Origin of the sequence: Nonomuraea phyllanthi, from assembly GCF_006334985.2 — a bacterium.
GTDB classification, from domain to species: domain Bacteria; phylum Actinomycetota; class Actinomycetes; order Streptosporangiales; family Streptosporangiaceae; genus Nonomuraea; species Nonomuraea phyllanthi.
In genome coordinates, this window is the sequence record NZ_VDLX02000029.1 from 29,104 (window position 1) to 52,914 (window position 23,811).

The window sequence follows — 23,811 nt, forward strand, 5'->3', positions numbered from 1 at the left end:
GAGGAGGTGACCGGGCGTGACCACGGATCCCTTGCTCGCGGAAAGTCCGGCCTCCGCCGGGCAGGAGCGCGCGGTCCAGCGGATCTGCGTACGCGTGGCGGGGCCGGTGGTGGGAGCCGGCGTGCACGTCGCGAGCCTGCCGCTCGGCGGCCTGGAGGTCTGGCTCGACAGTCCCCCGCACCGCTGGCGCTACCACCACCGGATGGCCCGCGAGCTGCGGCTGGCCGGATGGCACACGGAGACGGGACCTGACCGGCTGCTGTTGCTCGGGTGGAGTGCGGTCTACCTGAGCCACCGCGCCAGGATGCTGAGCGCGGCGCTGGCGGGACGGCTGGCCGACTTCGACAAGACGGCGTTCATGGCCGTCATGATCGCCACCCGGCTGCTCCACGAGGGCTTCCCGGCCGAGAACCTGCCGGTCGAGGTGGCGGCCCGCTGCGGCGACGCGCTGCGCTGGCCCGCCCGGCTGGCCGATCTCGACGGCCTCGAACGCCGGTCGTCGCTGGAACCACTGCGGCTCAGGCTGGCTCAGGTGGCCGGGCTGGAAGCCAAGGTGAGCCGGCGCTGCGGCGAGCATCTCGCGCTCGCCTGCAAGGTCGCGCGCGCGGTGGCCGGCGGCGCGGTGCCGTCCGGACCGCGTGCGCGGCACGCGACACCGTACTCCTCCGAGGGCCCGTCCACGCTGACGGAACGCATGGTCTGCGTCAGCGTGCCGAACGTGGCCGCGAAGGAGCCGGTGACGCCATGAAATCCCCCGCCTCGCTCGCGCCGCCTCCCGGCGTGTCGCACCCCGGCCGCAGGCCAGGGGGCGGCGTGCTCAGGCACGCGTGCGCGGGTGCGGGATCGTCGGCGCTGCCATCAGGCGCCGGGCGGCGACCGGCCGGAAACGGCCGCTCCGCCCTGTTCGTTCCCTGCCAGGGACTGGTGGCGGTGCTCGTGCCGCTGGCCCCGGCGCTCCCCCACCCCCCCGGCACCGTGCGGCACGTGCCCGACTTGATCGGCGCGGTGTTGTTGGCCGGCGCGGTAGCGGCTGGCGTGCTGGCCATCTCATGGGGTAGCGCCTGGGGCCGGCTTTCCCTTCGTCCGCCGGGCCGTGCGGGCACGTCCGCGGAGCCGCCGGCGAGGTCGTCCCTGACCTCGTGGCGGCGTCGTACGGGCGGGCCGGGACGGCGGCACCGGCGGCGTGGCGGCTCCCCATGGGCGGCGGGCGCACGGCGCCCGCCCGGCACGGACGGGTTCTCCGTGCCGGCCATGGGGCCGCCTCTGGTGGAGACGGCCGGGCTCCCGGCGGCCGTGCTCGCGGCGATCCCGGCGGCCGTGCGGGCCGCCCGCCGCGGCGGGCACGCCGGAACCGGCCGCGGAGGCCTCGCTCCGGGCGGAGGAGCGATGCTGGGTGGGGCGATCGGCGTGGTGGGCGCCAAGATGCCGATCGACCGGCCGTTCTGTGAGGTGCCCGGCTCCGGGCGTGCCTCCGTGCCGGTGGCCGTTCTCCAGGCCGCCGTCCTGCTCGCCGCCACGGCGCTGGTGCGGGTCGCCGGGGCGTCGGGCCGTGAGACCGAGTCCCGATCTCAACGCGCGGCGGAAAAGGGGCCGGCGATCGTGCCGGCCCCTTGCCGGGCCGCGTCCACCCGGATGAACAGGAGCCGTCATGCTGACCGATGAGCTGCCCAGGTCACGACCGCACGAGTTTCACGCGCGCGGAGCGCGGCTCGCGCCGTCCTGGAGCGAGGACCAGGACGAGGCACCGCCGCAGGAACCGGCGCGCACCGTGCACCGGATGCGCCGCATCCGGTCCGTACGGGCCGTCACCGAGATCGACGAGGCGCGGCACCCCGCTCCTTGAGCCCCACAGCTTCCTGAACCCCCTCACACCCTTCCCGCACAGGAGGAGATACCCATATGCGCACCGTCCTCGCCCGGAGCAATCCGTGAGCCGCGGGAGGGTGGGCGTGATCGTGGCGCCCGCGAACCCCTCGGCCGAGCCCGAGCTGACCCGGCTGCTCGGGTCGCGCGCCGACATGCACGTCACGCGCTTCCCCGTACGCCCCGGGCTGAGCCTGGCCCAACGGCTGGAGGGCTACAACGCGGCCCTGCCCAGGATGGTCTACGCCTTCGACGGCCTGCCGCTCAGAGCGATGGTCATGGCCTGCAGCGAGCCCCGCTACCTGATCGGGCCCGACGAGGACCGCGCCCAGTGCGCCGAGCTGACGGCCGCGACCGGGGTGCCGTTCGCCTCGTCCACGCAGGCCACGCGCGAGGCTATGGAGCAGGCCGGGGTGAGCGACATCGTGCTGGTCTCGCCGTACCAGCCGTGGCTGACCGAGCTGGCCGAGCGGTTCTGGAAGACGGCCGGCATGAACGTCACCCAGGTCATCCAGGTACGCGCCGCGCACGGCTACTCCGCGTACGAGGTCACCCCGGCCGAGCTGATCAGCCAGGTCGAGCTGGCGGAGCTGCCCAGGGACGCGGTGCTGCTGTTCACCGGCACCGGCATGGCCACGCTGCCCGTTCTCGGGCCGCTCAGCGCCGGGACCGACCGCGTGCTGCTGACCTCCAACCTGTGCACCGCCTGGTGGGCGCTGTCGCGAGCCATCGGGCGGCACGTGACCCTCACCCGGGTGCCGCACCGCCGTGACCACAGCCGCCACCACATGGGAGGCGCCGCATGAACGGCGTCGTCGTGGTGGGCGCGGGACCCGCGGGGCTGACCGCGGCGCTCTCGCTGGCCAGGGCCGGGGTCCCGGTCACCGTGCTGGAGCGCGAGAGCGAGCTCAGCAGGCAGACCAGGGCCTGCACCTTCCACCCGGCCACGCTCGACCTGCTCGACGACCTCGGCGTGGCCTCCCAGCTCATCGCCAAGGGCCGTGTCGTCGACCGGGTGCAGTGGCGCGACCGGTCCGGGATCGTGCTGGCCGAGATGGGCATGAACCGGCTCAACGGCCTGACCAGGCATCCGTTCAGGATCCACGCCGACCAGGCGTCGCTGACCCCGTTGCTGCTCGCCGCCCTGAGCTCCTACCCGGACGTGGACGTGCGCTTCGGCACCCGCGTGGACGGCGTGGCGGAAGGCGGCACAGGGATCCGGGTCCGCGTCGGCCACACCTGGACGCGGGCCCGGTACATGATCGCCGCCGACGGCGCGCACAGCACCGTGCGCGGCTCGCTGGGATTGCCCTTCCCCCGGTCCGCGTACCCGACGCAGGCCCTGCGGGTGTTCACCGACTCGCCGCTGGACCGGCTGCTGCCGAGCCTGGCGCCGCTGACGTACGTGCGGGACGTGCAGCAGTCGTGCACCCTGCTCGGCCTGCCCGACCACTGGCGCATCATCTTCAAGATCCCCTGCGACTCGCACGAGCCGCTGTCTCCGCCGAACCTGTCGCTGCTGGTCCGGCGTGCCCTGCCCGGCGCGAGCGGCCCGATCCGCGTGACGGGCGCCGACCGGTTCGGGCTGTCCAGGGGCGTGCTTACCTCGTACCGGTGCGGCCGGGTGCTGTTCGTGGGCGACGCCGCGCACCTGACGTCCACGATCGGCGGGCTCAACATGAACGCCGGCATCCACGACGCGGCGGAGGCCGGGCAGGTGCTCGCGGCCGTGCTCGGCGGCTTCGCCGCGCCCGCCGCGCTGGAGGCGTGGGCCTGGCGGCGGCGCTCGGTGCTGCTGCAGCGGGTGGTCCCGCGCGGCCAGACCCGGCTGGCCGGCGTGCGCGAGCGCGACAGCGCCAGGCTGGCGGCCGCCATGGCCGGGCTGCGGGCCATCGCCGGCGACCCTGACGCTACCCGGGCCTACCTGGCCCAGGCCTCACTCCTGGACACCGTGCCGGGAAAGAGGTGACGACCCCGTGGAGGAGGTGACGCCGCATGTGGCGAACCCTGTCTGACGACGCCCGCCAGGCCGTCCGCGACCTGTGCGACAAGCACGGAGCCCGCCTCTACGACTACTGCCGGACCGAGCTTGCCGCGGACGACGCCGAGCAGGCGGTGGCGGGCGCGGCGCTGACGGCGCACCTGTACGCCGACCGCGTGGTGGACCCCGCCCTGCGGCGGCCCTGGCTGTACGCGGTGGCCCGCGCGCACCGGGCGATCGTCGCCGCGCCCGCGAGCATCGGCTCCTGGTCGCGGCCCGGACGGATGTCGGAGCTGCTGCCCGAGGCGCTGCTGTCGCTGGAGCGCCCGCAGCGCGAGCTGCTCGACCTGTCCCTGCGGCACGGCCTGGCCGACACGGAGCTCTGCGTGATCTTCGAGCTCCGCCGGGACGAGGTGCGCGACGTCATCGCGCGGGCGACCGCCTCCCTGGAGGAGTGGTTCGCGGCGATCGTCGCCGCGCGGGGCGCCGACGGGTGCCCCGACCTGACGGCACGCGTGTCGGAATGGGTCGCCTCGCCCGGCCGCCGGGCCAGGGCCAGGATCGGCCGTCACATCCAGTCCTGCGCGACCTGCCGGGCCGCGCCCAGGACCGTGTCGGCGGCGGCGCTGCTGCGCAGCCTGCCGATCACCACCCTGCCCGGCACGCTTCCCGACCGGCTGGCGTCGGCGCGACCGCTGCCCGGCGAGGGGCCCCTCTGGCGGGCGGACGGCTTCCCTGTGCAGGCCCGCACACTGGTGGAGACCGGTCCTTCCCCGGCTCCCCCGGTCGCCGACGCCACGCCGCAAGACCAGGTCGCCGGCCCCACGACGGCGACCTCGGGGAAGCCCTGGTCGGCGGCGGGCGCGGCCGCTGCCGACCAGGAGCGCCCCGCGGCCCCCGCCGTGCGCGGGCGGCACCCGTTCACGCCGCCGAGCCGTACGCGGGCCTTCCGCGGCGGCTCGGCCGGCGACAAGCTCGTCTACAGCACCGCGATCAGCGGCTCGGGCAACGGCCACCACGACGAGGGTGCCATCATCCGGTACGGCGGGATCAACCTCGGCGCCGACCTGGTGGAGCTGCGCGACGGGCAGGTGCGGGAGTTCTGGAAGGACCGGCCGGACGACGACGATCCCGAGGCCGGGCCGCCGATCAGGGCCGTGGCCAGGCTCGGGCTGGTCGTGGGCGTGGGCCTGCTGGTGGCGGGGCTGGTCTGGGCCGTCATGAACGCCCAGCAGCAGCAACCGGCGACGCTCACCAAGACCGCCGCGGCCGAGACGGGCGTGCTGGAGCAGCCCCCGCCCTCGGCCGGCGACGCTCCCGGCCGCCAGGCTCCTCCCTCGACCGGCGACGCTCGCGGGCAGGAGGCTCCGGCCGGGGCCGCCGCGGTCACCGGCGGCGGGCTGGCGAGCACCGTCAGAAAGGCCGACCTGCCCGAACCCGCGCCCCCGGTCGCCAGGCTGTCACCTGCATCGGTGTCGCTCGGGTCGGGGCGTACCGGAACGATCTCGCTGTCGTGCACGGGAAAGTGCGAGATCACCTCGGCCACCGGCACCAACGGCATCACCGTCTCCGGGACCGCGTTCACGGTGCGCGCGCCGCTGTCCCGCTGCGCGGCGCGGCCGAGCGTGGAGCGCGGCAGGATCACCGTCCGGTGGTCCGGCAGGACCGCCGGAGACGGGAAGACCACGGGCGGGACCAGCGCCGGCCACGGCACCCTGACCATGAAGGTGTCCTGGACGGTCGCCGCCAAGGACGGCGTCCGCGTCCTCGACAGGGACCGCGGCGTCGTCACCTGCCTGTGAGGGCCCCGGGGTCCGAGGCCCTCGGGGCCGGCTAGAAGAAGGAGAATTCGGGGTCGGGCTGCGGCAGCTCCACCCGTGCGGGACCGCGGAACGTCGCGCTGTCCTTCGGCATCTCCGTCAGCGGCGTGCCCAGGACGAACGGGACGACGACCCTGGACCTGGACAGGTCGAGGGTCACGGTCGCGCCGGTGCCGCTCTCCTCGCTGTAGGTGGAGTCGGTGCCCGCCACCACGAGGCCGATCCTGTGCCCCTTCCTGAACGTGTAGTCCTGCGGCAGCGTCAGCCACTTCACCGTGCCGTACGTGCCGGGCGGCAGCGGCGCGGGTCGGCTGAGCGAGTCGCGGTTCTGGACGTCGATCCAGCCGCGGGCGACGATCTCCAGCGGGCGGGTGGCCGTGTTCGTGACGACCTTGCGGTAGCAGGCGTCGTCGGCCTCCGTGCTCTCGCCGTGACAGTCCTCCTCGGCGAGCGTGGTGATGCCCTGGCCGCGGCGCCAGTCGACGCGGGTCGCCTCGCCGAAGTCCACGAGCAGGGCAGTCAGGTTGGAGGTGGGCCTGTCCAGCTTGACCCGCAGGTCGGCGGTGGGCGTGCCGGACAGGCGCAGGTCGAGCGGGAGCGGGCCCGTGGTGAACGCCACCCGCCCCGGGTTCGCGGTGCCCACGTCGGCCACCATGTCGCTCTCGCTCATGGCGACGTCGGCGAACGACGCCGTGCTCTTCCTGGGGGCCGGCCTCAGCCCGAGCGAGCCGCCGGGTGCGGGGCGCAGCGACGCCTTGAGCGCGAACGGCGCCGGCCAGTCGCGCTGCGTGATCCAGCGGGCCGGGCCCACCTCGACGTCGGCGCGGGGCTCGTCCATGATCCCGTTGTCGACGCCGTACAGCCAGCGGTCGAACCAGCGGTGCAGCGTGTCCACCCAGAGCGACCTGCGGCCCTCGAAGTCGAACGGGTCCACGTGCTGGGTCTGCCCGACCCAGATCTTGCGCGGCACGTGCCTGTCCGCCAGGGCCTGCCACCAGGTCGAGAAGTTGTCGGGCTTGACGTTGAGGTCGTTGACCGTGTGCACGACGAACACGCTGGCCCTGACCTTGGAGACGTCGCCGAGCAGGCCCTGGACGTAGTCGCGGGCGGCCCAGAACGGGTTGCGGTCACCCGTGTCGTCGCCGTCCCGGGCGTCCATGTCGTCGCGCACCGCCTGGCACTTGGCCTCCGGGTCGGTGTCGACGTAGTTGGCGAGCCAGGAGGCGTAGTCGTAGTTGTAGATCACGCCGTTGGAGCGCTGGTAGCGGTACCAGGAGCTGATCGCCGAGATGGGGACGATCGTCTTCAGGCCGTCCACGCCGGTCGCGGCCACCGCGTTGGCCAGGGTGCCGTCGTACGACTTGCCGATCATGGCCGCGGCGCCCGTCGTCCAGTCGGCCACGGCCGGGCTGCCGTCGGCCGTGTACGCCTTGGCGCGGCCGTTCAGCCAGTCGATGACGGCCTTGCCACCCAGGACGTCCGCCTTGCCGCCGATGTCGGGGCAGCCGTCGGAGCGGGTGGTGCCGAGCATGTCGACGTTGAGGACGGCGTAGCCGCGGGGGACGAAGTAATTGTCATAGAAAAGCGGGAATTTCACGACATTTCCGTCGGGCCCCGAGGAATCGTAGATTTTGCGCTCTGACTCGTTTCCGCGGCCCGAGTTGTCGTAGTACGGGCTCTCGTCGATGATCACCGGCACCTTGAGGCCGGGGCCGGACTCCTTGGGCCTGATGATGTCCACGCGCACCTTGTCGAGCCGGCCGTCCAGGTCGCTGTCGACGGGCGACTCGACGTACACGTGCTCGCGGACGGCGTCCGCGTACGAGAAGACCGGCTGCGTGCGGCCGTCCTCGATGGTGATGCCTGGTGCGGCGGTGGCCTGTGCGGGGGGCGCGATCGCCAGGGTGAGGGCGACGGCGATCAGGGCCGGGCGTAAGGGTGGCACGCGTGACCTCCGTGAGGGTGTGCGGGACAACCCGCAATGTCTCATCCAGTTTCGGACCTGACAAGATCCGTGTATGGATGTTCAGGATCGGGTTCGGGGCTGCCTCCTCGGCGGGGCCATCGGTGACGCGCTCGGGGCGCCGATCGAGTTCCAGTCCCTGCGGGAGATACGCAAGCACCACGGAAATGCCGGCATTTCGGGATATGTCGCGGATTGGCGGGGCGCGACCGGGCTCATCACCGACGACACCCAGATGACGCTCTTCACCGTCGAAGGCCTTCTCCGCGCTCCTCACGCCAGCGACCCCCGCGCCACGGATCCGGACGCCACACCGGGACGCGGTGGCCCGCCATCGACGCCCGGCACCCCGGCACCGGGTACCGGGGCGGGCGAGGAGCCCGGCCTCGACACGGTGATGGACAGGGTGATGGACGGGGTGTTGGACGGGGCGGTGGAGGCAGTGCGGGAGGCGTACCTGCGGTGGCTCGACACGCAGGACCACCACGCTCCCCCGCCCGCCGACCGCCCCCACCGCACCGGGCGGCTGCGCGAGGAGGGCTGGCTGTACGCGCGCCGCGCCCCCGGCAACGCCTGCCTGTCGGGCCTGCACCGGAGTTTCCCCGGCCCGTCACCTCTCGGCGCCCCGGGACCGGTGAACCCCGGCTCGAAGGGCTGCGGCACCGTCATGCGCTCGGCGCCGTTCGGGCTGGCACGGAGCGACCCGCGGGAGGCGTTCGAGCTGGCGGCGGCGTGCGCGCAGATCACCCACGGGCACCCCACCGGCTACCTGGCGGCGGGCGCGTTCGCGGCGATCATCGCGCACGTGATGGCGGGCCGGGCGCTGGAGCCGGCCGTCCACCGGACCCTGGACCTGCTGGCCGGCTACCCCGGGCACGAGGAGACCACGCGGGCGCTGCGGGCCGCGCTGGCGACGGACGCCCCGCCCTCCCCCGAGCGGGTGGAGTCGCTGGGCGGCGCGTGGGTGGCCGAGGAGGCGCTGGCGATCGGGGTGCACTGCGCCCTGGCAGAGCCCTCCGTCGAGCGGGCGCTGCTGCTGTCGGTCAACCACTCGGGCGACAGCGACTCGACGGGCTCGGTGTGCGGCAACCTCCTGGGCGCCCTCCACGGCACCGCCGCCCTGCCCGCCGCCTGGCTGGAGCCCCTGGAGGGCCGGGCCACGATCGAACGGCTGGCCGCCGAGCTGGCGGCGGAACAGGCCTGATCGGGCCACCGGCCACCGGGCCGCCTTAGGATCGGTGCATGCGAAACGTCGCTCGGACCTCGCTCGTCGACGCCGCCATCGACGAGCTCCGCCGCGAGATCGCCCGTGGGGCGTGGCCGGTCGGCACCAAGATCCCGTCCGAGAGCCGGCTGGCCGAGAGCCTGGGCATGAGCCGGCTGTCCGTGCGCGAGGCGGTCCGGGTGCTGGCCCACGCCGGGCTGCTGCACACCCGGCAGGGCGACGGCACCTACGTGACCGCCACCGACGAGTCCCGGGTCGCCCTGCGCCGCCGGCTCGACACGGCGGCCGCCCTGGAGATCATCGACGTGCGCCGCGGGCTCGACCTCGTGGCGGCCCGGCTGGCGGCCGGCCGGCGCACCGAGGATGACCTGGTCGCGATGCGCGCCACGCTGGCCCGCCGCGACGCGGCCGCCCAGGCGGGCGACCTCGACACCTTCGCCGACGCGGACGCCGAGTTCCACGTGCAGGTGGCCGACGCGGCCCACAACGCCCTGCTGGCCGACCTCTACCGCAGCATCGGCGACGCGCTGCGCGAGAGCGTCAGGGACAAGGAGCAGGCGGCGCTGGCGCCGGACAGCTCGCACGGCGACCTGCTGCGGGCCATCGAGGAGGGCGACCCCGCCGGGGCGGTCGCGATCTCCGTCGCCATCCTCGACCAGCAGGAACGCGACCTCTGACCCGCGCATCGCGGGGAGGCGGCCGCGGTCAGGACGGCTGGTTGTCCATGAACTCCGTGATCTTCCACTCGCCGCCGTCCTGCATGAGCAGGAACAACCCCCGGTGGGCCACGTCCCCCCGCCTGCTCGTCGAGCGGACCACGGCGTCCTTGTCGCCGAGCGTGCGCACGTCGTCCACGGTGTGCGTGGCCTTCTGCTCGTCCTTGAGCTCCGTCTTGAACAGGCCGCGGATCGCCTCGGTGCCCTCCGACGTGGGCTCGCCGTCCATCTCCACCACCGCGTGGTCGGCGAACGCGCTGACGACCTCGTCCAGGTTCCCGGACTTGAGCGCGGCGAAGTAGCTCTCGACGGCCGTACGCGGCAGCCCGGGACCCGTGTTCGTCGCGGTCGGCGTGGCGCCCTCGCCCTCCCCCTCGCTCTCCGTCGAGGTGGGCTCTTCACTCCCCGTCTCGGTCTCCGTTTCGTCAGGAGAGTCCGTGTCGTCCGTGGGCGTCGCCGGGCTCGCCGCGCCCTTCATCGCCTGCGTGCCGTTGCCGCCGGCGCCGCAGCCCGCGACCAGGAGTGCCGGGACCACCGCCGCCAGCAGGAGCGCCGTGCGCTGGGAAATCCTGTCCATGGCCGCTTGATGCCCGCGCCCGTATGGTGCGAATGCGCGGTTGGGTCACTCCGCACAGCGCCTTTACCGGGCACCGGCACAACCGACGGTAATGGTTCACCGGAGTTGTGAGACCTGTCAGAGGTTCGATCGTTGCCGACCCGCGACCAGTGCGCGAGGCATCGGCTATAGCGTGCGTGCAGTGCGGCGAATCCAGGCGAACCCCGACCCTCTCCCCCAGCGCGAGGACGCCGAACGCTGCGACAGCGTCGAGGCCGGGCGGCGCTGCGTCCTCCCGGCCGCCCATCGCAGCCCGCACGTGTACCCACCGGTGGAGCCCGGATCCTAGCCACCGATCCGGCCACGCCGCCCACCACGGCGCTGCCGGGCAGCTCCCTGCACGGCGTAGCGGCTATTCGATCAGGTCACATATGCCGGGTCCCATCTCGTCGCCGACCATGCGCAGCGCGGTCTCGGCGCGAGAGGCCAGAAGGAGGGGAGGGACTCCGGCCACCAGATCGGCGTGCGTGAGCCGGTCGAGCGCCGCTCCCACCAGCGGTGCGGTCACCCGGAGGGTCGCCTGGAGCGCCACCCCGCCGGTCGAGCCTCCATGCAGGACGATGTTGCGACTGCGATAGAGCCTGCGCAGGGAGATCTCGACGTAGCGGCGTACGCGGTCCAGCACGCCGGCACGGTCGGCGAGCAGCGCGCGCATGCGCACCACGGCGGCGATGTCGTTCCTTCTGCGCCAGGAACGTTCCAGGGGCAGCGGACGGCCCTGCTCCAGCTCGCCGGCGATCACGGCGGCGCGTTCCCGGTTGGAGGCGCATCTGTCCAGGCGTTCGGTGAGGTCTCCGCTTCCGGTGCGCCGGATGCGATAGGACAAGGCCGTCAGCTCGGCTCGTGGCCATGAGCACGCGACCAGCGCGGCCGCGCGCGATGCGGCCACGACCCGCTCGCGCTCGTCGGGGTCGCGGGCCTCGGTCAGCAGCGATTCCAGCGCGCTCCACCCTCCGGCGATGGCGGGCGCGAGCGGGCCGTGGTTGAGCGCTGAGGCGATCTCGAGCGCTTCGTCGACGGCGCTGCGCCGCCGCTCGCTCAGGTCCTGCGGCTCTGCCCCGACCACGTACAGCTGGCGTTCCGCCGCGAGGGAGAGGACCCGGGCGCCCCTGGCAGGCATCCGCAGGGGCATCGCGGCGCCGTGGTTGAGCACGACGGCCGTGTCGAAGGGAGTCACCGATCCGGCGGCGGCGAAGCGGGCGCGAGCCTGAAGACGCTCGACCACATCCGAGACGATCTCCAGGGCTCGTTCCGGATCTCTCGCTTCGACCTCATACGCCAGGGCACCTATGACGCCGGCGGCGGGCTTGGCTCCGGCGGAGAGCATCAGCTGCTCGGCTTCGCGAGCTCCGAGCCAATGAGGCAGACCGGCGGCGAGTTCTTCCCAGCCGTGCAGGGTGGTGAAGGGGACAACCACGTTCCAGCACGTCGGCGGCAGCGCCAACAGCCCGGCCGCCTCGGCGATCAGGTCTGTGGCGGACAGGCCGAGTCTGCCGTCGCGAAGCCAGCGGCTGATGCCGTCCATGCTGTGCCCGCTGTCGAGAAGGTGAGAGGTGACCGCCCTGGCGACCTTCTCCGGTGGCGCCGGGACGGTTTCGGTGACGCACGCCGCCCAGCGGCGCAGATATCCGGGGCGCCCCAGGTCGATCAGGTGACGCAGCTTTCTGCGGCCGTCGCCCGCCACCGTCAGCGTCGTACGGAGGCAGTCCTGGAGCACGCGGCGGAAGGCCTTCGAGCCCAGCGCGGGATCGGCGCCGAACAACCGCTCGACCTCATGGCGCTGCCAGTCGACCGCGGCCTGGGAGAGCACTCGCCGATCGACCCATTTGCCAGCCTCGTACAGTTCTTCCAGCGCGAGGAAGGAGCTGACGTCCCAGAGCCTGCGCGGCCAGGGCGTCCTGGTGCTGCTGAAATCCAGCATGCGAGTCGCGACATGCCGGGAGTAGGCGGAGGAGGGATCAGCTCCGGGGGACGTGCTGGCCATCTTGCGACCTCGGCGAAACTCGGGGGGGACCGTCATGTGGCGGCGTGACTACCCTGAGTATAGGGAGTGCCAACGCTCGGTGTTTGCGCTATACTGACGTCAGCCGCACAAGACGGCGCAAGCTAGTCCGGGGCTTCGGCCCCCCAGAGGGCGCGATCGTTCAGATCGCGCCCTCTGTTTTCGCCCGGCGCCCATACCAGCGTGCACGCGCGACAATGCCCAGGTCGTCGTGCGAGCCGGCGACCTGGGCATCCTCATGCCGGACGGCTACGACACGCCCACCTCCACGCCGCCCGCCGCCACCCGTACGGGGTAGACGGGCACGGTCACCGCGTCCTCGTCCAGGCAGCGCCCCGACACCAGCGAGAAGACCTGCTTGTGCAGCGGCGAGGCCACGGTCGGCTCGCCCTTCCTGGTGCCGACGATGCCGCGCGAGAGCACGTACGCGCCGCTGAACGGGTCGAGGTTGTCCAGGGCGTGCAGCGTGCCTTCGTGGGTGCGGAAGACGGCGACCTGCACGCCTCCGACGAGGGCGCAGACGCCGCGTTCCGGCAGCATGGCGTCGTACTCGCAGATCCGTGTCCAGCTCATCGGGCCATCACCGGCTTGATCTGGCCGCGCTCGCTGGCGAACACGATCGACGGGTCGGGGATGCCGGGGGCGTTGACGAAGCTGACGAACCTGCTGAGCTTCTCGGGGTCGTCCAGCGTGGCCGCCCATTCGTCGGCGTACGTGGCGATGTGGTGCTCCATCTGCGCGTCCAGGTCGCCGCAGATGCCGAGCGAGTCTTCCATGATCACCTCGCGGAGATAGTCGAGCCCGCCGTCGAGCGATTCGAGCCAGGCGGCGGTGCGTTGCAGCCGGTCGGCCGTGCGGATGTAGAACATGAGGAATCTGTCGATGGTCCTGATCAGCTCGTCCGTGCCGAGGTCCGTGGCCAGCAGGTCGGCGTGGCGGGGCTTGAAGCCGCCGTTGCCGCCGACGTAGAGGTTCCAGCCCTGCTCGGTGGCGATGATCCCGAAGTCCTTGGACCTCGCCTCGGCGCACTCGCGGGCGCAGCCGGAGACGGCGGACTTGAGCTTGTGCGGCGAGCGCAGGCCGCGGTAGCGCAGCTCCAGCGCGATGGCGAGGCCGACCGAGTCCTGGACGCCGTAGCGGCACCAGGTCGAGCCCACGCACGACTTCACGGTGCGCAGGGCCTTGCCGTAGGCGTGGCCGGACTCGAACCCGGCGTCCACCAGCCGCCGCCAGATCTCCGGGAGCTGTTCGACGCGGGCGCCGAACAGGTCGATGCGCTGCCCGCCGGTGATCTTCGTGTAGAGGCCGAAGTCGCGGGCCACCTCGCCGATGACGATGAGCTTGTCGGGCGTGATCTCGCCGCCCGGGATGCGCGGGACGACCGAGTACGTGCCGTTCTTCTGCAGGTTGGCGAGGAAGTGGTCGTTGGTGTCCTGCAGCGCGGCCATCTCACCGTCGAGCACGTGCCCGTTGTGCAGCGAGGCGAGGATCGAGGCCACGGCGGGCTTGCAGATGTCGCAGCCCCTGCCCTGCCCGTGCTCGGCGATGAGCTGGGAGAACGTGCTGATGCCGCGGACCCGTACGATGTCGAACAGCTCAGCCCGCGAGTAGGTGAAGTGCTCGCACAGCGCCTTGCTGATCTCGACGCCCGACTTCTCCAGCAGCTGCTTGAGCATCGGCACGCAGCTGCCGCAGGTCGTGCCTGCGCGGGTGCAGGCCTTGATGCCGGACACGTCGGTGACGCCCTTGTCGGCGATGGCCGCGCGGACGTCGCCCGCGCACACGTTGTTGCAGGAGCACACCTGCGCCTCGTCGGGCAGGTCGAGGGCGGCGCCCGCCCCGCTGAACAGCAGGTCGGACGGCGCGGCGGGCAGCTCCTTGCCCACGAAGGGCCGCAGGGAGGTGTACGGGGAGGCGTCGCCCACGCAGATGCCGCCGAGCAGCGTCTTGGCGTCGTCGCTGATGAACAGCCTCTTGTAGACGCCGCCCACCGGGTCCATGTAGGTGACGTCGAGCGCCCCCGTCATCGCCCCGAACTGCGCCACCTCGACGCCCAGCAGCTTGAGCTTCGTGGACATGTCGGCGCCCTCGAAGGTCGCGGAGCCGCCCATGATGCGGTCGGCCGCCACCTCGGCCATCGTGTTGCACGGCCCGACGAGCCCGTACACCATGCCGCCGGCCAGCGCGCACTCGCCGATCGCGTAGATCGAGGGGTCGGAGGTGCGCATCGAGGAGTCCACCACGATGCCGCCCCGCTCCCCCACCTCGAGCCCGGACGACCTGGCCAGCTCGTCGCGCGGCCTGATGCCCGCCGAGAAGACGACGACCTGCGCGTCCAGCACCGTGCCGTCCGGCGTGCGCAGCCCCTTCACCCGGCCGCCGGCGTGCACGATCTCCTGCACCCCCGCGCCCGCGTGGACGTCCAGGCCGAGCCCTTCGATGTGCTGCTTCAGCACCGCGCCGCCGCCCTCGTCCACCTGGCGGGGCATCAGCCAGGGGCTCATCTCGACGATGTGCGCCTTCAGCCCGAGCGCCCGCAGCGCGTCGGCGGCCTCCAGGCCGAGCAGCCCGCCGCCGACGACGACGCCCTCGGCCGCGTCCTTGGCGGCCACCCTGATGGCGTCGAGGTCCTCGATGGTGCGGTAGACGAAGGCGTGCTCGGCGCCCGGCACCCGCGGCACGAACGGCGCGGACCCGGTGGCCAGCACCAGCACGTCGTACGGCTCGGCGGCGCCGCCGTCCAGCGTGACGAGCCGGGCGTCCCTGTCGATCCCGGTGACGCGGGTGCTCAACCGCGTGACCACGCCGGAGGGCACCTCGTACGTGAGCTCCTCGGCGGTGGTGCCCGACAGGTAGGAGGTCAGGGCCACCCGGTCGTACGCGGGGCGCGGCTCCTCCCCGATCACGGTGACGCTCCCGTCGAAGCCCCGCTCCACGAGGGTTTCGACGAGCCGGTGGGCGGTCGGCCCGTACCCGACGACGACGATCCTGCTCATACGGAGATCCCTTCCTGCTCGCACAGCCAGCCCACGATGCCCTCCACCGCGTCGCGGCAGGTCCCGCACCCGGTCGTGGCCCTGGTCGCGGCCGCCACCGCGGCCACGTCGCGGGCGCCGGCCTCCCAGCACGCCCTGATCTGGCCCTTGGTCACGTTGTTGCACTGGCAGACCCTGGCCGCGTCCGGCATCAGGGTCGGGCTGTCGGCCACGGCGGCGGGCGACAGCCCGGGGAACAGCAGCCCCGCCCGGTCGCCCGGCACCGGCCCGCCCCGGTCGAAGAGCTGGGTGAGCGTGCCGACGGCGTCGCTCTCGCCCAGCAGGATCGCGCCGACCAGCCGCCCGTCGCGGATGACGAGCTTGCGATACGTGCCCCGCGCCCGGTGGCTGAAGCGCACCACCTCGGCGTGCTCCTCGGTCAGCTGGGTCTCGCCCATCGCGGCCAGTTCGACGCTCCTGGCCTTGAGCCGGGTGACCAGCCGCGAGCCCCGGTAGAGGGCCTTGCCGCCGGTGATGACGTCCGCCGCCACCGACGCCTGCTCCCAGGCCGGGGCGACCAGACCGTACACGGTGCCGTCGTGCTCGGCGCACTCGCCGATGGCGAAGATCGACGGGTCGTCGGTGCGCAGCTCGTCGTCCACGACGACCCCGCGCCGCACCTCCAGGCCCGCGTCGGCGGCCAGCCCGGTGAGCGGGCGCACCCCGCAGGCCAGCACGACGAGGTCCGCCTCGACCAGCTCGCCGCCGGCCAGCCGGACGCCGTCGCCGGCCACGGACTCGGCGCTGACGCCGGTGCGGATCTCCACGCCGAGCCCGGCCAGCGTCTCGCCCAGCACCTCGCCGGCCTCGACGTCGAGCTGGCGCTCCATGAGGTGCCCGGCCAGGTGCAGCAGCGTCACGGGCAGGCCGCGCCCGGCCAGGCCGCGGGCCGCCTCGATGCCGAGCAGGCCGCCGCCGACGACCACGGCGTTGCGGGCGTGCTCGGCGGCCTCCATGATCCGCTCGCAGTCGTCGAGCGTGCGGAACGGGATGGCCCGCTCCACGCCGGGGATCGGCGGCACGATCGCCTCGCTGCCGGTGGCCAGCACCAGCAGGTCGTACGGCTCGCGCCGCCCGCTGCCGGTCACCACGTGCCCGGTGTCCCTGTCGATGTGCACGACCGGGTCGCCGAACGCGGCCTCGACGTGGTGGGAGTCGTACCAGGAGGTGTCGAGCAGCCGCACCTGGTCGGGCCGCGAGCTGCCGGCCAGCACGTTGGACAGCAGCACCCGGTTGTACGGCTGGCGCGACTCCGCGCCGAAGATCGTGATCCTGATGTGCGGGTCCCTGGCGCGGAGCTCGCTGACGAGCCGCGAACCGGCCATCCCGTTGCCGATGACGACGATCCTCATGAGTCCCTCTCCACCCTGACGGCGCAGACCTTGAACTCCGGCATCCGCGACGCCGGGTCGAGGGCGGGGTTGGTGAGCCGGTTGGCGCCCTCCCAGTGGAAGGGCATGAAAACGGTGTCACGCCTGATGGCGTCGCTGATCCTGGCCACGGCCTTGCTCTCTCCCCTCCTGCTGCTGATCCGTACGACGTCGCCCGGGGCGATGCCGAGCTGCTCGGCGAGGTCCGGGTGCAGCTCGACGTACGGCTCGGGCACGGCCTGGACGAGCGGCGCGATCCGGCGCGTCTGCGCGCCGCTCTGGTAGTGGGCGAGCACCCGGCCGGTGCTCAGGTGGACGGGGTAGTCCTCGTCGGTCTCCTCGGCCGGGGGCCGGTGCTGGACGGGCACGAACCTGGCGCGGCCGTCCGGGGTGGCGAAGGAGTCGAGGAACGGGCGCGGCGTGCCGGGGTGTCCCGGCTCCGGGCAGGGCCAGAAGACGCCCTTCTCGGCGGCGACGCGCTCGTACGTGATGCCGGAGTAGTCGGCGATCCCGCCCGCGCTGGCCCGCCGCAGCTCGTCGAACACCTCGGCGGGGTCCGCCGGGAACGCGTGCCCGAGCCGCCCGGCCAGCGCGGCGATGACGTCGAGGTCGCTCCTGACGCCCTCGGGCGGCGCGACGGCCCGGTTGCGCAGCAGGACGCGGCCTTCGAGGTTGGTCATGGTGCCGCTCTCCTCGGCCCACTGCGTGACGGGGAAGACCACGTCGGCCAGCGCGGCGGTCTCGGACAGGACGAAGTCGCACGTCACGAGCAGGTCGAGGGCGCCGAGGCGGGCGGCGATCCGCTCCGAGCCGGGCGCGGAGATCACCGGGTTGGAGCCGAACAGCAGCAGCGCCCGCGGCCCGTCCGGGGTGCCGAGCGCGTCGAGCAGCTCGTACGCCGACCGCCCGGGCCCCGGAATGCTGTCCGCCGGCACCCCCCACACGCCCGCCACGTGCTCGCGGGCCGCCGGGTCGTCGATCCTGCGGTAGCCGGGCAGCTGGTCGGCCTTCTGGCCGTGCTCCCTGCCGCCCTGGCCGTTGCCCTGCCCGGTCAGGCAGCCGTACCCGGAGCCGCGCCGTCCCGGCAGGCCGAGGGCCAGCGCCAGGTTGATGAACGCGGTGACGGTGTCGGTCCCCTTGGCGTGCTGCTCGGCGCCGCGCCCGGTCAGGACGTACGCGCCGCCCGCGGCGGCCAGCGCCCTGACCGCCTGCCGCATCTGGTGGACCGGCACCCCGGTGATCCGCTCCACCCGCTCCGGCCACCAGGACGCCAGCGACGTGCGCACCTCCTCGAACCCTGAGGTGCGGGCGGCCACGTACGCCTCGTCCACGAGCCCGTCGGCGACGGCCAGGTGCAGCAGGCCGAGCGCCAGGGCGAGGTCGGTGCCGGGCGTGGGCTGCAGGTGCAGCCAGGCCTGTCGGGCCGTCGGGGTGCGCCGGGGGTCGATGACGATCAGGCGCGGTCCGCTCAGGTGGCGCAGGAACGGCGGCATGGTCTCGGCCACGTTCGCGCCGGCCAGCAGCACGACGTCGGCGCCGGCCAGGTCGGTGACGGGGAACGGCAGGCCCCGGTCCATGCCGAACGCCCGGGTCGAGGCGGCCGCGGCCGAGGACATGCAGAACCGGCCGTTGTAGTCGATCTGGCTGGTGCCCAGCGCCACCCGGGCGAACTTGCCGAGCTGGTACGCCTTCTCGTTCGTGAGCCCACCGCCGCCGAACACGGCCACGGCGTCGGGGCCGTGCTCGGCGCGGATCGAGGACAGCCGCTCCGCGACGTGGTCGAGGGCGACGTCCCACTCCACGGGCTCGCCGTGCAGCAGGGGGGCGGTCAGCCGCTCGCCGTTGGTGAGCAGCTCACCCGCCGTCCAGCCCTTCTGGCACAGCGCGCCCGAGGCGTTGGCGGGGATGTCGGTCCTGGGGCTGATGGCCAGGCCAGGGCCGATCTCCATGCCGCACTGCAGCGCGCAGTACGGGCAGTGCGTCGCCGTCACGTCAGACCCTGGCATACGCGAGGCTCGCCACGACTCGGACGCCGACCGTGCGGGTGTAACACCACCAGGTCAGGGCGGAACAGGACAGGTAGAAGGCGCCGAAGGCCAGGAAGGCGGGGCCCGGGGTGCCGGTCGAGGCGAACGACATGCCGAACGCCCGGTTGATGAGGAACCCGCCGAGCGCGCCGACCGCCGAGATGATGCCGATCGCGGCGGCGGCCTGGCGCTTGCCGTACAGCAGGGACTCCTCGCTCTCGCCGCGCTCGGCGACGGCCTTGGCCTGGAAGATGGCCGGGATCATCCGGTACGTGGAGCCGTTGCCGACGCCGGAGGCGAGGAAGAGCAGCTGGAAGGCCAGGAAGAACGGCCAGAAGCCGCCGTTCCCGCCGGCCGCCCAGACGAGCAGGACACCGCCGCCCATCGCGGCGAAGGTCCACAACGTGACGCGGGCGCCGCCGAGCCGGTCGGCCAGCCAGCCGCCCACCGGCCTGGCCAGCGAGCCGAGCAGCGGCCCGGCGAACGCCACCGCGGCGAACGGCGCGTCGGGGAACAGGCTCTTGCTCAGCAGCGGGAAGGCCGTCGAGTAGCCGATGAACGAGCCGAACGTCCCGACGTACAGGAACGACATGATCCACGTCTGGGCCTTGCCCGCCACCGCGAGCTGCCGGCGCGGGTCGGCCTTGGCGCTGGTGAGATTGTCCATGAAGAACCAGGCGCAGGCGGCGGCCACGACGATGAACGGGATCCAGAACCACCCGGCGGCGGCCAGCCCGAGCGCGCCGATCACCAGCGGCATGACCAGCTGGACGGAGCTGACGCCGATGTTGCCGCCCGCCGCGTTCAGCCCCAGCGCCACCCCCTGCTTGGTGCGGGGGTAGAAGTAGGTGATGTTGGCCATGCTGGAGGCGAAGTTCCCGCCGCCGAGGCCCGCCAGCGCCGCGATCACCAGGAACAGCCAGTACGGCGTCGCCGGGTCGCCGACGGCGACGCCGAGCAGCACCGCGGGCACGAGCAGCAGCATCGCGCTCGCCACGGTGAAGTTCCGCCCGCCGAACCTGGCGGGGCCGAACGTGTAGGGGACGCGCAGCGCGGAGCCGATCAGGTTGGGCAGCGCGACCAGCCAGAACAGCTGGTCCGTGGCGAACTCGTAGGCCCCCAGCCTGGTGGCCACGACGCTCCACAACGTCCACACGGTGAACCCGAGATGCTCGGCGAAGATCGAGAAGACCAGGTTGCGCCGTGCCACGCGCCTGCCTGAACCCTCCCAGAAGGCCGGGTCATCGGGGTGCCACTCGGCGATCCAGCGCGCCATCCACAATCTCCTACGCTCGGGGTCCGGAGAACTCCCAAGGTAGGAAGCGCGCGTTACGCACTCTGGCGATCCGTGGCCGTGGATGGGTTACGAGTGATTCACCGCGGTAACAAGCCGCGCACAAGCGTCACGGACGAAACATGCCCGTAATGATCGGGCCCCGCCGGTCAGTCCCTCCGGCTGCCCAGGCGCCGCAGCGGCTCGTCGGTCAGCCGGTACTTCAGCCACTCGTCCTGGCGCACCGCGCCGAGCTTCTCGTAGAAGGCGATGCTGGGCTCGTTCCAGTCGAGCACCGACCATTCGAGCCGCTGGTAGCCGCGCTCGGCGCAGATCCTGGCCAGCTCCGTGATGAGCGCGAAGCCGTGGCCGCCGCCGCGGTGCCGGGGGCGTACGTACAGGTCCTCCAGGTAGATGCCGTGCGTGCCGCGCCACGTCGAGAAGGTGAGGAACCAGAGCATGAAGCCGGCCACCTCGCCGTCGTGCTCGGCCATGTGGGCGAAGGCGGCGGGCCGGTCGCCGAAGAGCGTGGCGCGCAGCTGCTCCTCGGTCACCCGGACCTCGTGCGCGGCCTTCTCGTACGCGGCGAGCTCGTGGATCATGCTGAGGATTTCCGGCACGTCGGAAGGGGTGGCGGGACGAATCATGCCGTTCAGTCTGGGGTGAACCCGGTCGGATGCGCAAAACGATCCCCGGCACACTGGTCCTCATGGAACAACGCACATTGGGACGCACAGGACGCCAGGTGGGCACGGTCGGCCTCGGCGCGTGGCAGCTCGGCGCCGACTGGGGCCAGGTGACGGAGGACGACGCCGTCGCCACCCTGAGCGCCGCCGTGGAGGCGGGCGTCACCTTCATCGACACGGCCGACGTGTACGGCGACGGCCGCAGCGAGCAGATCGTCGGCCGCTTCGCCAAGGGCCGCCCCGAGCTGACCGTGGCCACCAAGATGGGCCGGCGCATGGACCAGGTCCCCTCGAACTACGTGATGTCCAACTTCCGGGCCTGGAACGAGCGCTCCCGCCGGAACCTGGGCGTCGACACCATCGATCTGGTCCAGCTGCACTGCCCGCCGACGCCGGTGTACTCGACCGACGCCGTGTTCGACGCCCTGGACACGCTGGTGGCCGAGCGGAAGATCGCCGCGTACGGCGTGAGCGTGGAGACGTGCGAGGAGGCGCTGACCGCGATCGCCCGGCCGGGGGTGGCGAGCGTGCAGATCATCCTCAACGCCTTCAGGCTCAAGCCGCTGGAGCGGGTCCTGCCCGCCGCCCGCGCCGCGGGGGTGGGCATCATCGCCCGGGTCCCGCTGGCCAGCGGCCTGCTGTCCGGCCGGTACGACGAGCACACCACGTTCGCGCCGGACGACCACAGGACCTACAACCGGCACGGCGAGTCGTTCGACGTCGGCGAGACCTTCTCCGGCGTCGACTTCGCCACGGGGCTCGAAGCGGTCCGCCGCCTGGCCCCGCTGGTGCCGCCGGGGGCGACGATGGCCCAGTTCGCGCTGCGCTGGATCCTGGACCAGGAGGGCGTCTCGGTCGTCATCCCTGGCGCCCGCAACCCGGCCCAGGCGGCGGCCAACGCCTCGGCGGCGGCGCTGCCACCGCTGGACGCGGCGGTCCTGAAGGCGGTCCAGGACGTCTACGACGAGCTGATCCGCCCCCAGGTCCACCACCGCTGGTAGTCCGGGCCCAGGGATGAAGCCGCTGCTTCAGCGGCGGACGAACCCGTTGACGACGAGCGGCAGCGTGGCGTCCAGCCCCGCCACGTTGAGCACCCCGCCGTCCTCCGGGTCGCCGATCGAGTAGCCGGCGGCGGTCATCGCGGCGACGACCACGCGGGCCTCCGGGCTCACCGAGCGGCGGTAGGCGGCCAGCGCCTGCGCCGGGTGCCGGCGGCCGGCCCAGGTCTCGTTGTCGGTCAGCACCACGATCCCGTCCACCGCCATCCGCTCCTCGGCGGCCCACGTGAACGGCAGCGACAGGTCGGTGCCGCCGCCCGAGGGCCGCCAGGAGGCGATTTCGCGCAGGTTGGTGCGCGGCGTCACCTTCGAGGCGTGCACGCTCGTGTCGACGTCGATGACGTGCGCGCCGCCCTGCTCGATGCGGGCCAGCATGACCGCCATCGCGCAGCCCACCTCGTACGGCGTGCCGACCGGCGAGCCGCCCACGTGGACGGCGCCGTACGACATGGACCCGGAGGAGTCCACGGCGACCAGCAGCCGCCGCCCGGAGGGCTCGACGGCGCCGAAGGCGAGCTCGTACGTCTCCTCCAGCGCGTCCAGGACGGCCGGGACCGGCTGCCAGGTCTGGCGGTCGGCGCGCGGGCCGGGCCGGGCCTGCCCGGACGCGTAGACGCGCAGCGCGAGCCAGGCGTCCATGGGGTGGATGCGGGCCCACCGCAGCGCGGCGGCGTCGGTGAGCCGGTCCACCGCGCGGCGGGTCGCCTCGCGGCCCGGCCGCAACGTGCCGATGCGGGTCATCCGGGCGAGGTTGCGGAGCAGCGCGGTCATGCCGACCGTGCCGACCAGCGCGTCCCACACCGCCGGCTCGCGCAGCATCGCGTCGGGCAGGAACTCCCACGGGACGCGCTGCTCCGTCACCACGCGCACGGCCTCGGCCACGCCGGTGACGGCCCTGGCGGTCAGGAAGCGGTCGACGGCGGGCAGCGCCTCACGGGCGCGATCGTCCGTCACGTTGCCCGCGATCCACCCGAACAGCGCCGCGCGCCGCTCGTCGTCGGCGACCGGGTGCGCGATCCGCAGCACGTCGCGCAGCGCGAACCGCTCGCCCTGCGGCGTCCTGCGCTGGGCGGCCTTGCACGCCTTGAACGCCACGTCGTCCGCGCTGCCCGCCAGGAACCACGAGCCGAGCGCGGTGCGCAGCGACCGGCCGGCCGTCGGCGCGGTGCCCCGGGCCGTGGCCTTGCCGTTGAGGTTCTTGTAGTAGCCGAAGAACTGCGCGAGATGGTCGGTGGTGCGGGCCACCCGGGCCAGCGCGCGCTTGGCGGCGAGGCGGGTGTCCGGGTCGCCCTTGGCGTAGCAGGCGGCCAGCGCGAACAGGGCGGGCCGCTGCTTCGGCGCCCGCGGCGGGCGGGCCGTGGAGACGGCGGTCAGCAGCTCGACCACGCGCGGCCCGTCCTCGGCGATCGCCTGGAACAGCACGTCCGCGTTCTCGGCGGTCAGCCTGTCGGCGCCGACGTAGTAGGTGCCGCCCGTGGTGCCGAGGATCAGGAAGTCCTCCAGCTTGCGCCACAGGTCCTTGCCGAAGACGTAACCGCCGGCGGCGTTCCTCACCTGGTCGGTGCGTCCGGGAATGGGACGCGACTGCGGGGTGACGATCGTCGAGACCGCCGCGAGGGGGTCACGGGCCATGTTCGCACTCCTTTGCATTCGACCCACTCGGACCTTTCGCCCGTCAGCCCGGCCGGCGACACGGATATGGGAAGCTCCGACCGGCATGTCAGCGTGCTGCCTCTACACCACGGGCCGCCGTGGAAGAACGGCCCGCCGGGATTCGAACCCGGGCCACTCGATCCCGAATCGATAACCGATCTGAATTCGACCCGTGACGCCGGCGGGGATGACGGGCGATCAGGTCCGGAACCGGTGCGGATATGGCGTACCCACCGGCCGTTTAGGTGCTCTGCCGACTGAGCTACGCGGGCCTGGGACCCGCGGCGGGACTCGAACCCGCGACAACCCGCTTAGAAGGCGATAACCGACAGGATTCGACCCGCACCGGCACCGGACCTGACCAGCGCGCGCGACTCGGAAAGGGGCACGGATATGGTGAGCGGAGCCGGGGTGTCTTTTTTACAGAAAGATAACCGACGCCATTCGACCCGCGCTTTTCCGTGTCTCGCGAACTGTCGTCCACGGTAGCGATCAATACGCCGCGGCACATCCGAATTAATCG

At 72.8% G+C, this 23,811-nt stretch carries 20 protein-coding genes; 10 read left to right on the forward strand and 10 right to left on the reverse strand.

Annotation, left to right across the window (positions count from 1 at the left end; genetic code table 11):
• Positions 1-16: 16 nt before the first annotated feature.
• The 6 genes from FH608_RS46830 (at position 17) to FH608_RS46855 (ending at position 5,646) form a co-directional block, all read left to right on the forward strand.
• A complete protein-coding gene (locus FH608_RS46830) occupies positions 17-748 on the forward strand; it encodes a hypothetical protein (protein ID WP_139637676.1) in 732 nt (243 codons plus the stop codon).
• On the forward strand, positions 745-1,662 hold the full coding sequence (locus FH608_RS46835) for a hypothetical protein (RefSeq protein WP_139637677.1): 918 nt from the start codon (positions 745-747) through the stop codon (positions 1,660-1,662). The genes FH608_RS46830 and FH608_RS46835 overlap by 4 nt, the downstream gene beginning before the upstream one ends.
• Complete coding sequence (locus tag FH608_RS46840) at positions 1,649-1,843, forward strand: hypothetical protein (RefSeq protein WP_139637678.1); 195 nt, start codon at positions 1,649-1,651, stop codon at positions 1,841-1,843. Before FH608_RS46835 ends, FH608_RS46840 begins: the two co-directional genes overlap by 14 nt.
• An 85-nt stretch (positions 1,844-1,928) precedes the next feature.
• Complete coding sequence (locus FH608_RS46845) at positions 1,929-2,669, forward strand: maleate cis-trans isomerase family protein (protein WP_139637679.1); 741 nt, start codon at positions 1,929-1,931, stop codon at positions 2,667-2,669.
• Complete coding sequence (locus FH608_RS46850; protein WP_139637680.1) at positions 2,666-3,832, forward strand: FAD-dependent oxidoreductase; 1,167 nt, start codon at positions 2,666-2,668, stop codon at positions 3,830-3,832. The genes FH608_RS46845 and FH608_RS46850 overlap by 4 nt, the downstream gene beginning before the upstream one ends.
• 26 nt (positions 3,833-3,858) lie before the next feature.
• A complete protein-coding gene (locus FH608_RS46855) occupies positions 3,859-5,646 on the forward strand; it encodes an RNA polymerase sigma factor (protein WP_139637681.1) in 1,788 nt (595 codons plus the stop codon).
• 31 nt (positions 5,647-5,677) lie between these two features.
• Here the strand turns inward: FH608_RS46855 and FH608_RS46860 are convergent, their stop codons facing one another.
• Entirely contained in the window at positions 5,678-7,609 is a 1,932-nt protein-coding gene (locus FH608_RS46860) for a Xaa-Pro dipeptidyl-peptidase (protein ID WP_139637682.1), read from the reverse strand.
• Between the two features lie 73 nt (positions 7,610-7,682).
• Between FH608_RS46860 and FH608_RS46865 the strand changes: the two genes are divergently transcribed.
• Both FH608_RS46865 and FH608_RS46870 read left to right on the forward strand, forming a co-directional pair.
• Positions 7,683-8,831 carry an ADP-ribosylglycohydrolase family protein gene (locus FH608_RS46865; RefSeq protein ID WP_139637683.1) on the forward strand — a complete coding sequence of 383 codons (1,149 nt, stop codon included), beginning with the start codon at positions 7,683-7,685 and terminating at the stop codon, positions 8,829-8,831.
• 38 nt (positions 8,832-8,869) lie between these two features.
• A complete protein-coding gene (locus tag FH608_RS46870) occupies positions 8,870-9,529 on the forward strand; it encodes a FadR/GntR family transcriptional regulator (protein ID WP_139637684.1) in 660 nt (219 codons plus the stop codon).
• Positions 9,530-9,557: 28 nt separating this feature from the next.
• Here FH608_RS46870 and FH608_RS46875 read toward each other — a convergent pair whose 3' ends face one another.
• On the reverse strand, positions 9,558-10,145 hold the full coding sequence (locus FH608_RS46875) for a YybH family protein (RefSeq protein ID WP_139637685.1): 588 nt from the start codon (positions 10,143-10,145) through the stop codon (positions 9,558-9,560).
• Between the two features lie 181 nt (positions 10,146-10,326).
• On the opposite strand from FH608_RS46875, the gene FH608_RS52235 reads away from it, so the two are divergent.
• On the forward strand, positions 10,327-10,473 hold the full coding sequence (locus FH608_RS52235) for a hypothetical protein (RefSeq protein WP_153264351.1): 147 nt from the start codon (positions 10,327-10,329) through the stop codon (positions 10,471-10,473).
• Positions 10,474-10,536: 63 nt separating this feature from the next.
• Here FH608_RS52235 and FH608_RS46880 read toward each other — a convergent pair whose 3' ends face one another.
• From FH608_RS46880 to FH608_RS46910, 7 genes are all read right to left on the reverse strand, one after another.
• Entirely contained in the window at positions 10,537-12,105 is a 1,569-nt protein-coding gene (locus FH608_RS46880) for an integrase (RefSeq protein WP_139637686.1), read from the reverse strand.
• Between the two features lie 330 nt (positions 12,106-12,435).
• The gene (nirD, locus tag FH608_RS46885) at positions 12,436-12,759 is read right to left on the reverse strand and encodes a nitrite reductase small subunit NirD (protein ID WP_139637687.1); all 324 of its coding nucleotides are present in this window, start codon (positions 12,757-12,759) and stop codon (positions 12,436-12,438) included.
• The gene (nirB, locus tag FH608_RS46890) at positions 12,756-15,182 is read right to left on the reverse strand and encodes a nitrite reductase large subunit NirB (protein ID WP_139637688.1); all 2,427 of its coding nucleotides are present in this window, start codon (positions 15,180-15,182) and stop codon (positions 12,756-12,758) included. Before nirB ends, nirD begins: the two co-directional genes overlap by 4 nt.
• Positions 15,179-16,573, reverse strand: a complete 1,395-nt coding sequence (locus FH608_RS46895; RefSeq protein WP_139637689.1) for an FAD-dependent oxidoreductase — start codon at positions 16,571-16,573, stop codon at positions 15,179-15,181. The genes nirB and FH608_RS46895 overlap by 4 nt, the downstream gene beginning before the upstream one ends.
• A complete protein-coding gene (locus FH608_RS46900; protein WP_226900513.1) occupies positions 16,570-18,582 on the reverse strand; it encodes a molybdopterin oxidoreductase family protein in 2,013 nt (670 codons plus the stop codon). The genes FH608_RS46895 and FH608_RS46900 overlap by 4 nt, the downstream gene beginning before the upstream one ends.
• 1 nt (position 18,583) lies before the next feature.
• Positions 18,584-19,894, reverse strand: coding sequence for an MFS transporter (locus FH608_RS46905; protein ID WP_139637691.1), 1,311 nt, complete (start codon positions 19,892-19,894; stop codon positions 18,584-18,586).
• Positions 19,895-20,061: 167 nt separating this feature from the next.
• Positions 20,062-20,538, reverse strand: a complete 477-nt coding sequence (locus tag FH608_RS46910; RefSeq protein WP_139637692.1) for a GNAT family N-acetyltransferase — start codon at positions 20,536-20,538, stop codon at positions 20,062-20,064.
• Between the two features lie 62 nt (positions 20,539-20,600).
• Between FH608_RS46910 and FH608_RS46915 the strand changes: the two genes are divergently transcribed.
• The gene (locus FH608_RS46915) at positions 20,601-21,578 is read left to right on the forward strand and encodes an aldo/keto reductase (RefSeq protein WP_139637693.1); all 978 of its coding nucleotides are present in this window, start codon (positions 20,601-20,603) and stop codon (positions 21,576-21,578) included.
• A gap of 27 nt (positions 21,579-21,605) precedes the next feature.
• Here the strand turns inward: FH608_RS46915 and FH608_RS46920 are convergent, their stop codons facing one another.
• Positions 21,606-23,267 (reverse strand): TROVE domain-containing protein, encoded by a 1,662-nt coding sequence (locus FH608_RS46920; RefSeq protein WP_193319033.1) that lies wholly within the window; start codon positions 23,265-23,267, stop codon positions 21,606-21,608.
• Positions 23,268-23,811 lie beyond the last annotated feature (544 nt).

Bases quoted from the DNA above. Each gene is read 5' to 3' on its own strand.
- FH608_RS46880 (WP_139637686.1), bottom strand. From the start codon at position 12,105: ATGCTGGATTTCAGCAGCACCAGGACGCCCTGGCCGCGCAGGCTCTGG.
- FH608_RS46840 (WP_139637678.1), top strand. From the start codon at position 1,649: ATGCTGACCGATGAGCTGCCCAGGTCACGACCGCACGAGTTTCACGCG.
- FH608_RS46855 (WP_139637681.1), top strand. From the start codon at position 3,859: ATGTGGCGAACCCTGTCTGACGACGCCCGCCAGGCCGTCCGCGACCTG.
- FH608_RS46920 (WP_193319033.1), bottom strand. From the start codon at position 23,267: ATGGCCCGTGACCCCCTCGCGGCGGTCTCGACGATCGTCACCCCGCAG.
- FH608_RS46835 (WP_139637677.1), top strand. From the start codon at position 745: ATGAAATCCCCCGCCTCGCTCGCGCCGCCTCCCGGCGTGTCGCACCCC.
- nirB (WP_139637688.1), bottom strand. From the start codon at position 15,182: ATGAGCAGGATCGTCGTCGTCGGGTACGGGCCGACCGCCCACCGGCTC.
- FH608_RS46895 (WP_139637689.1), bottom strand. From the start codon at position 16,573: ATGAGGATCGTCGTCATCGGCAACGGGATGGCCGGTTCGCGGCTCGTC.
- FH608_RS46905 (WP_139637691.1), bottom strand. From the start codon at position 19,894: ATGGCGCGCTGGATCGCCGAGTGGCACCCCGATGACCCGGCCTTCTGG.
- FH608_RS46870 (WP_139637684.1), top strand. From the start codon at position 8,870: ATGCGAAACGTCGCTCGGACCTCGCTCGTCGACGCCGCCATCGACGAG.
- FH608_RS46915 (WP_139637693.1), top strand. From the start codon at position 20,601: ATGGAACAACGCACATTGGGACGCACAGGACGCCAGGTGGGCACGGTC.
- nirD (WP_139637687.1), bottom strand. From the start codon at position 12,759: ATGAGCTGGACACGGATCTGCGAGTACGACGCCATGCTGCCGGAACGC.
- FH608_RS46850 (WP_139637680.1), top strand. From the start codon at position 2,666: ATGAACGGCGTCGTCGTGGTGGGCGCGGGACCCGCGGGGCTGACCGCG.
- FH608_RS46865 (WP_139637683.1), top strand. From the start codon at position 7,683: ATGGATGTTCAGGATCGGGTTCGGGGCTGCCTCCTCGGCGGGGCCATC.
- FH608_RS46910 (WP_139637692.1), bottom strand. From the start codon at position 20,538: ATGATTCGTCCCGCCACCCCTTCCGACGTGCCGGAAATCCTCAGCATG.
- FH608_RS46875 (WP_139637685.1), bottom strand. From the start codon at position 10,145: ATGGACAGGATTTCCCAGCGCACGGCGCTCCTGCTGGCGGCGGTGGTC.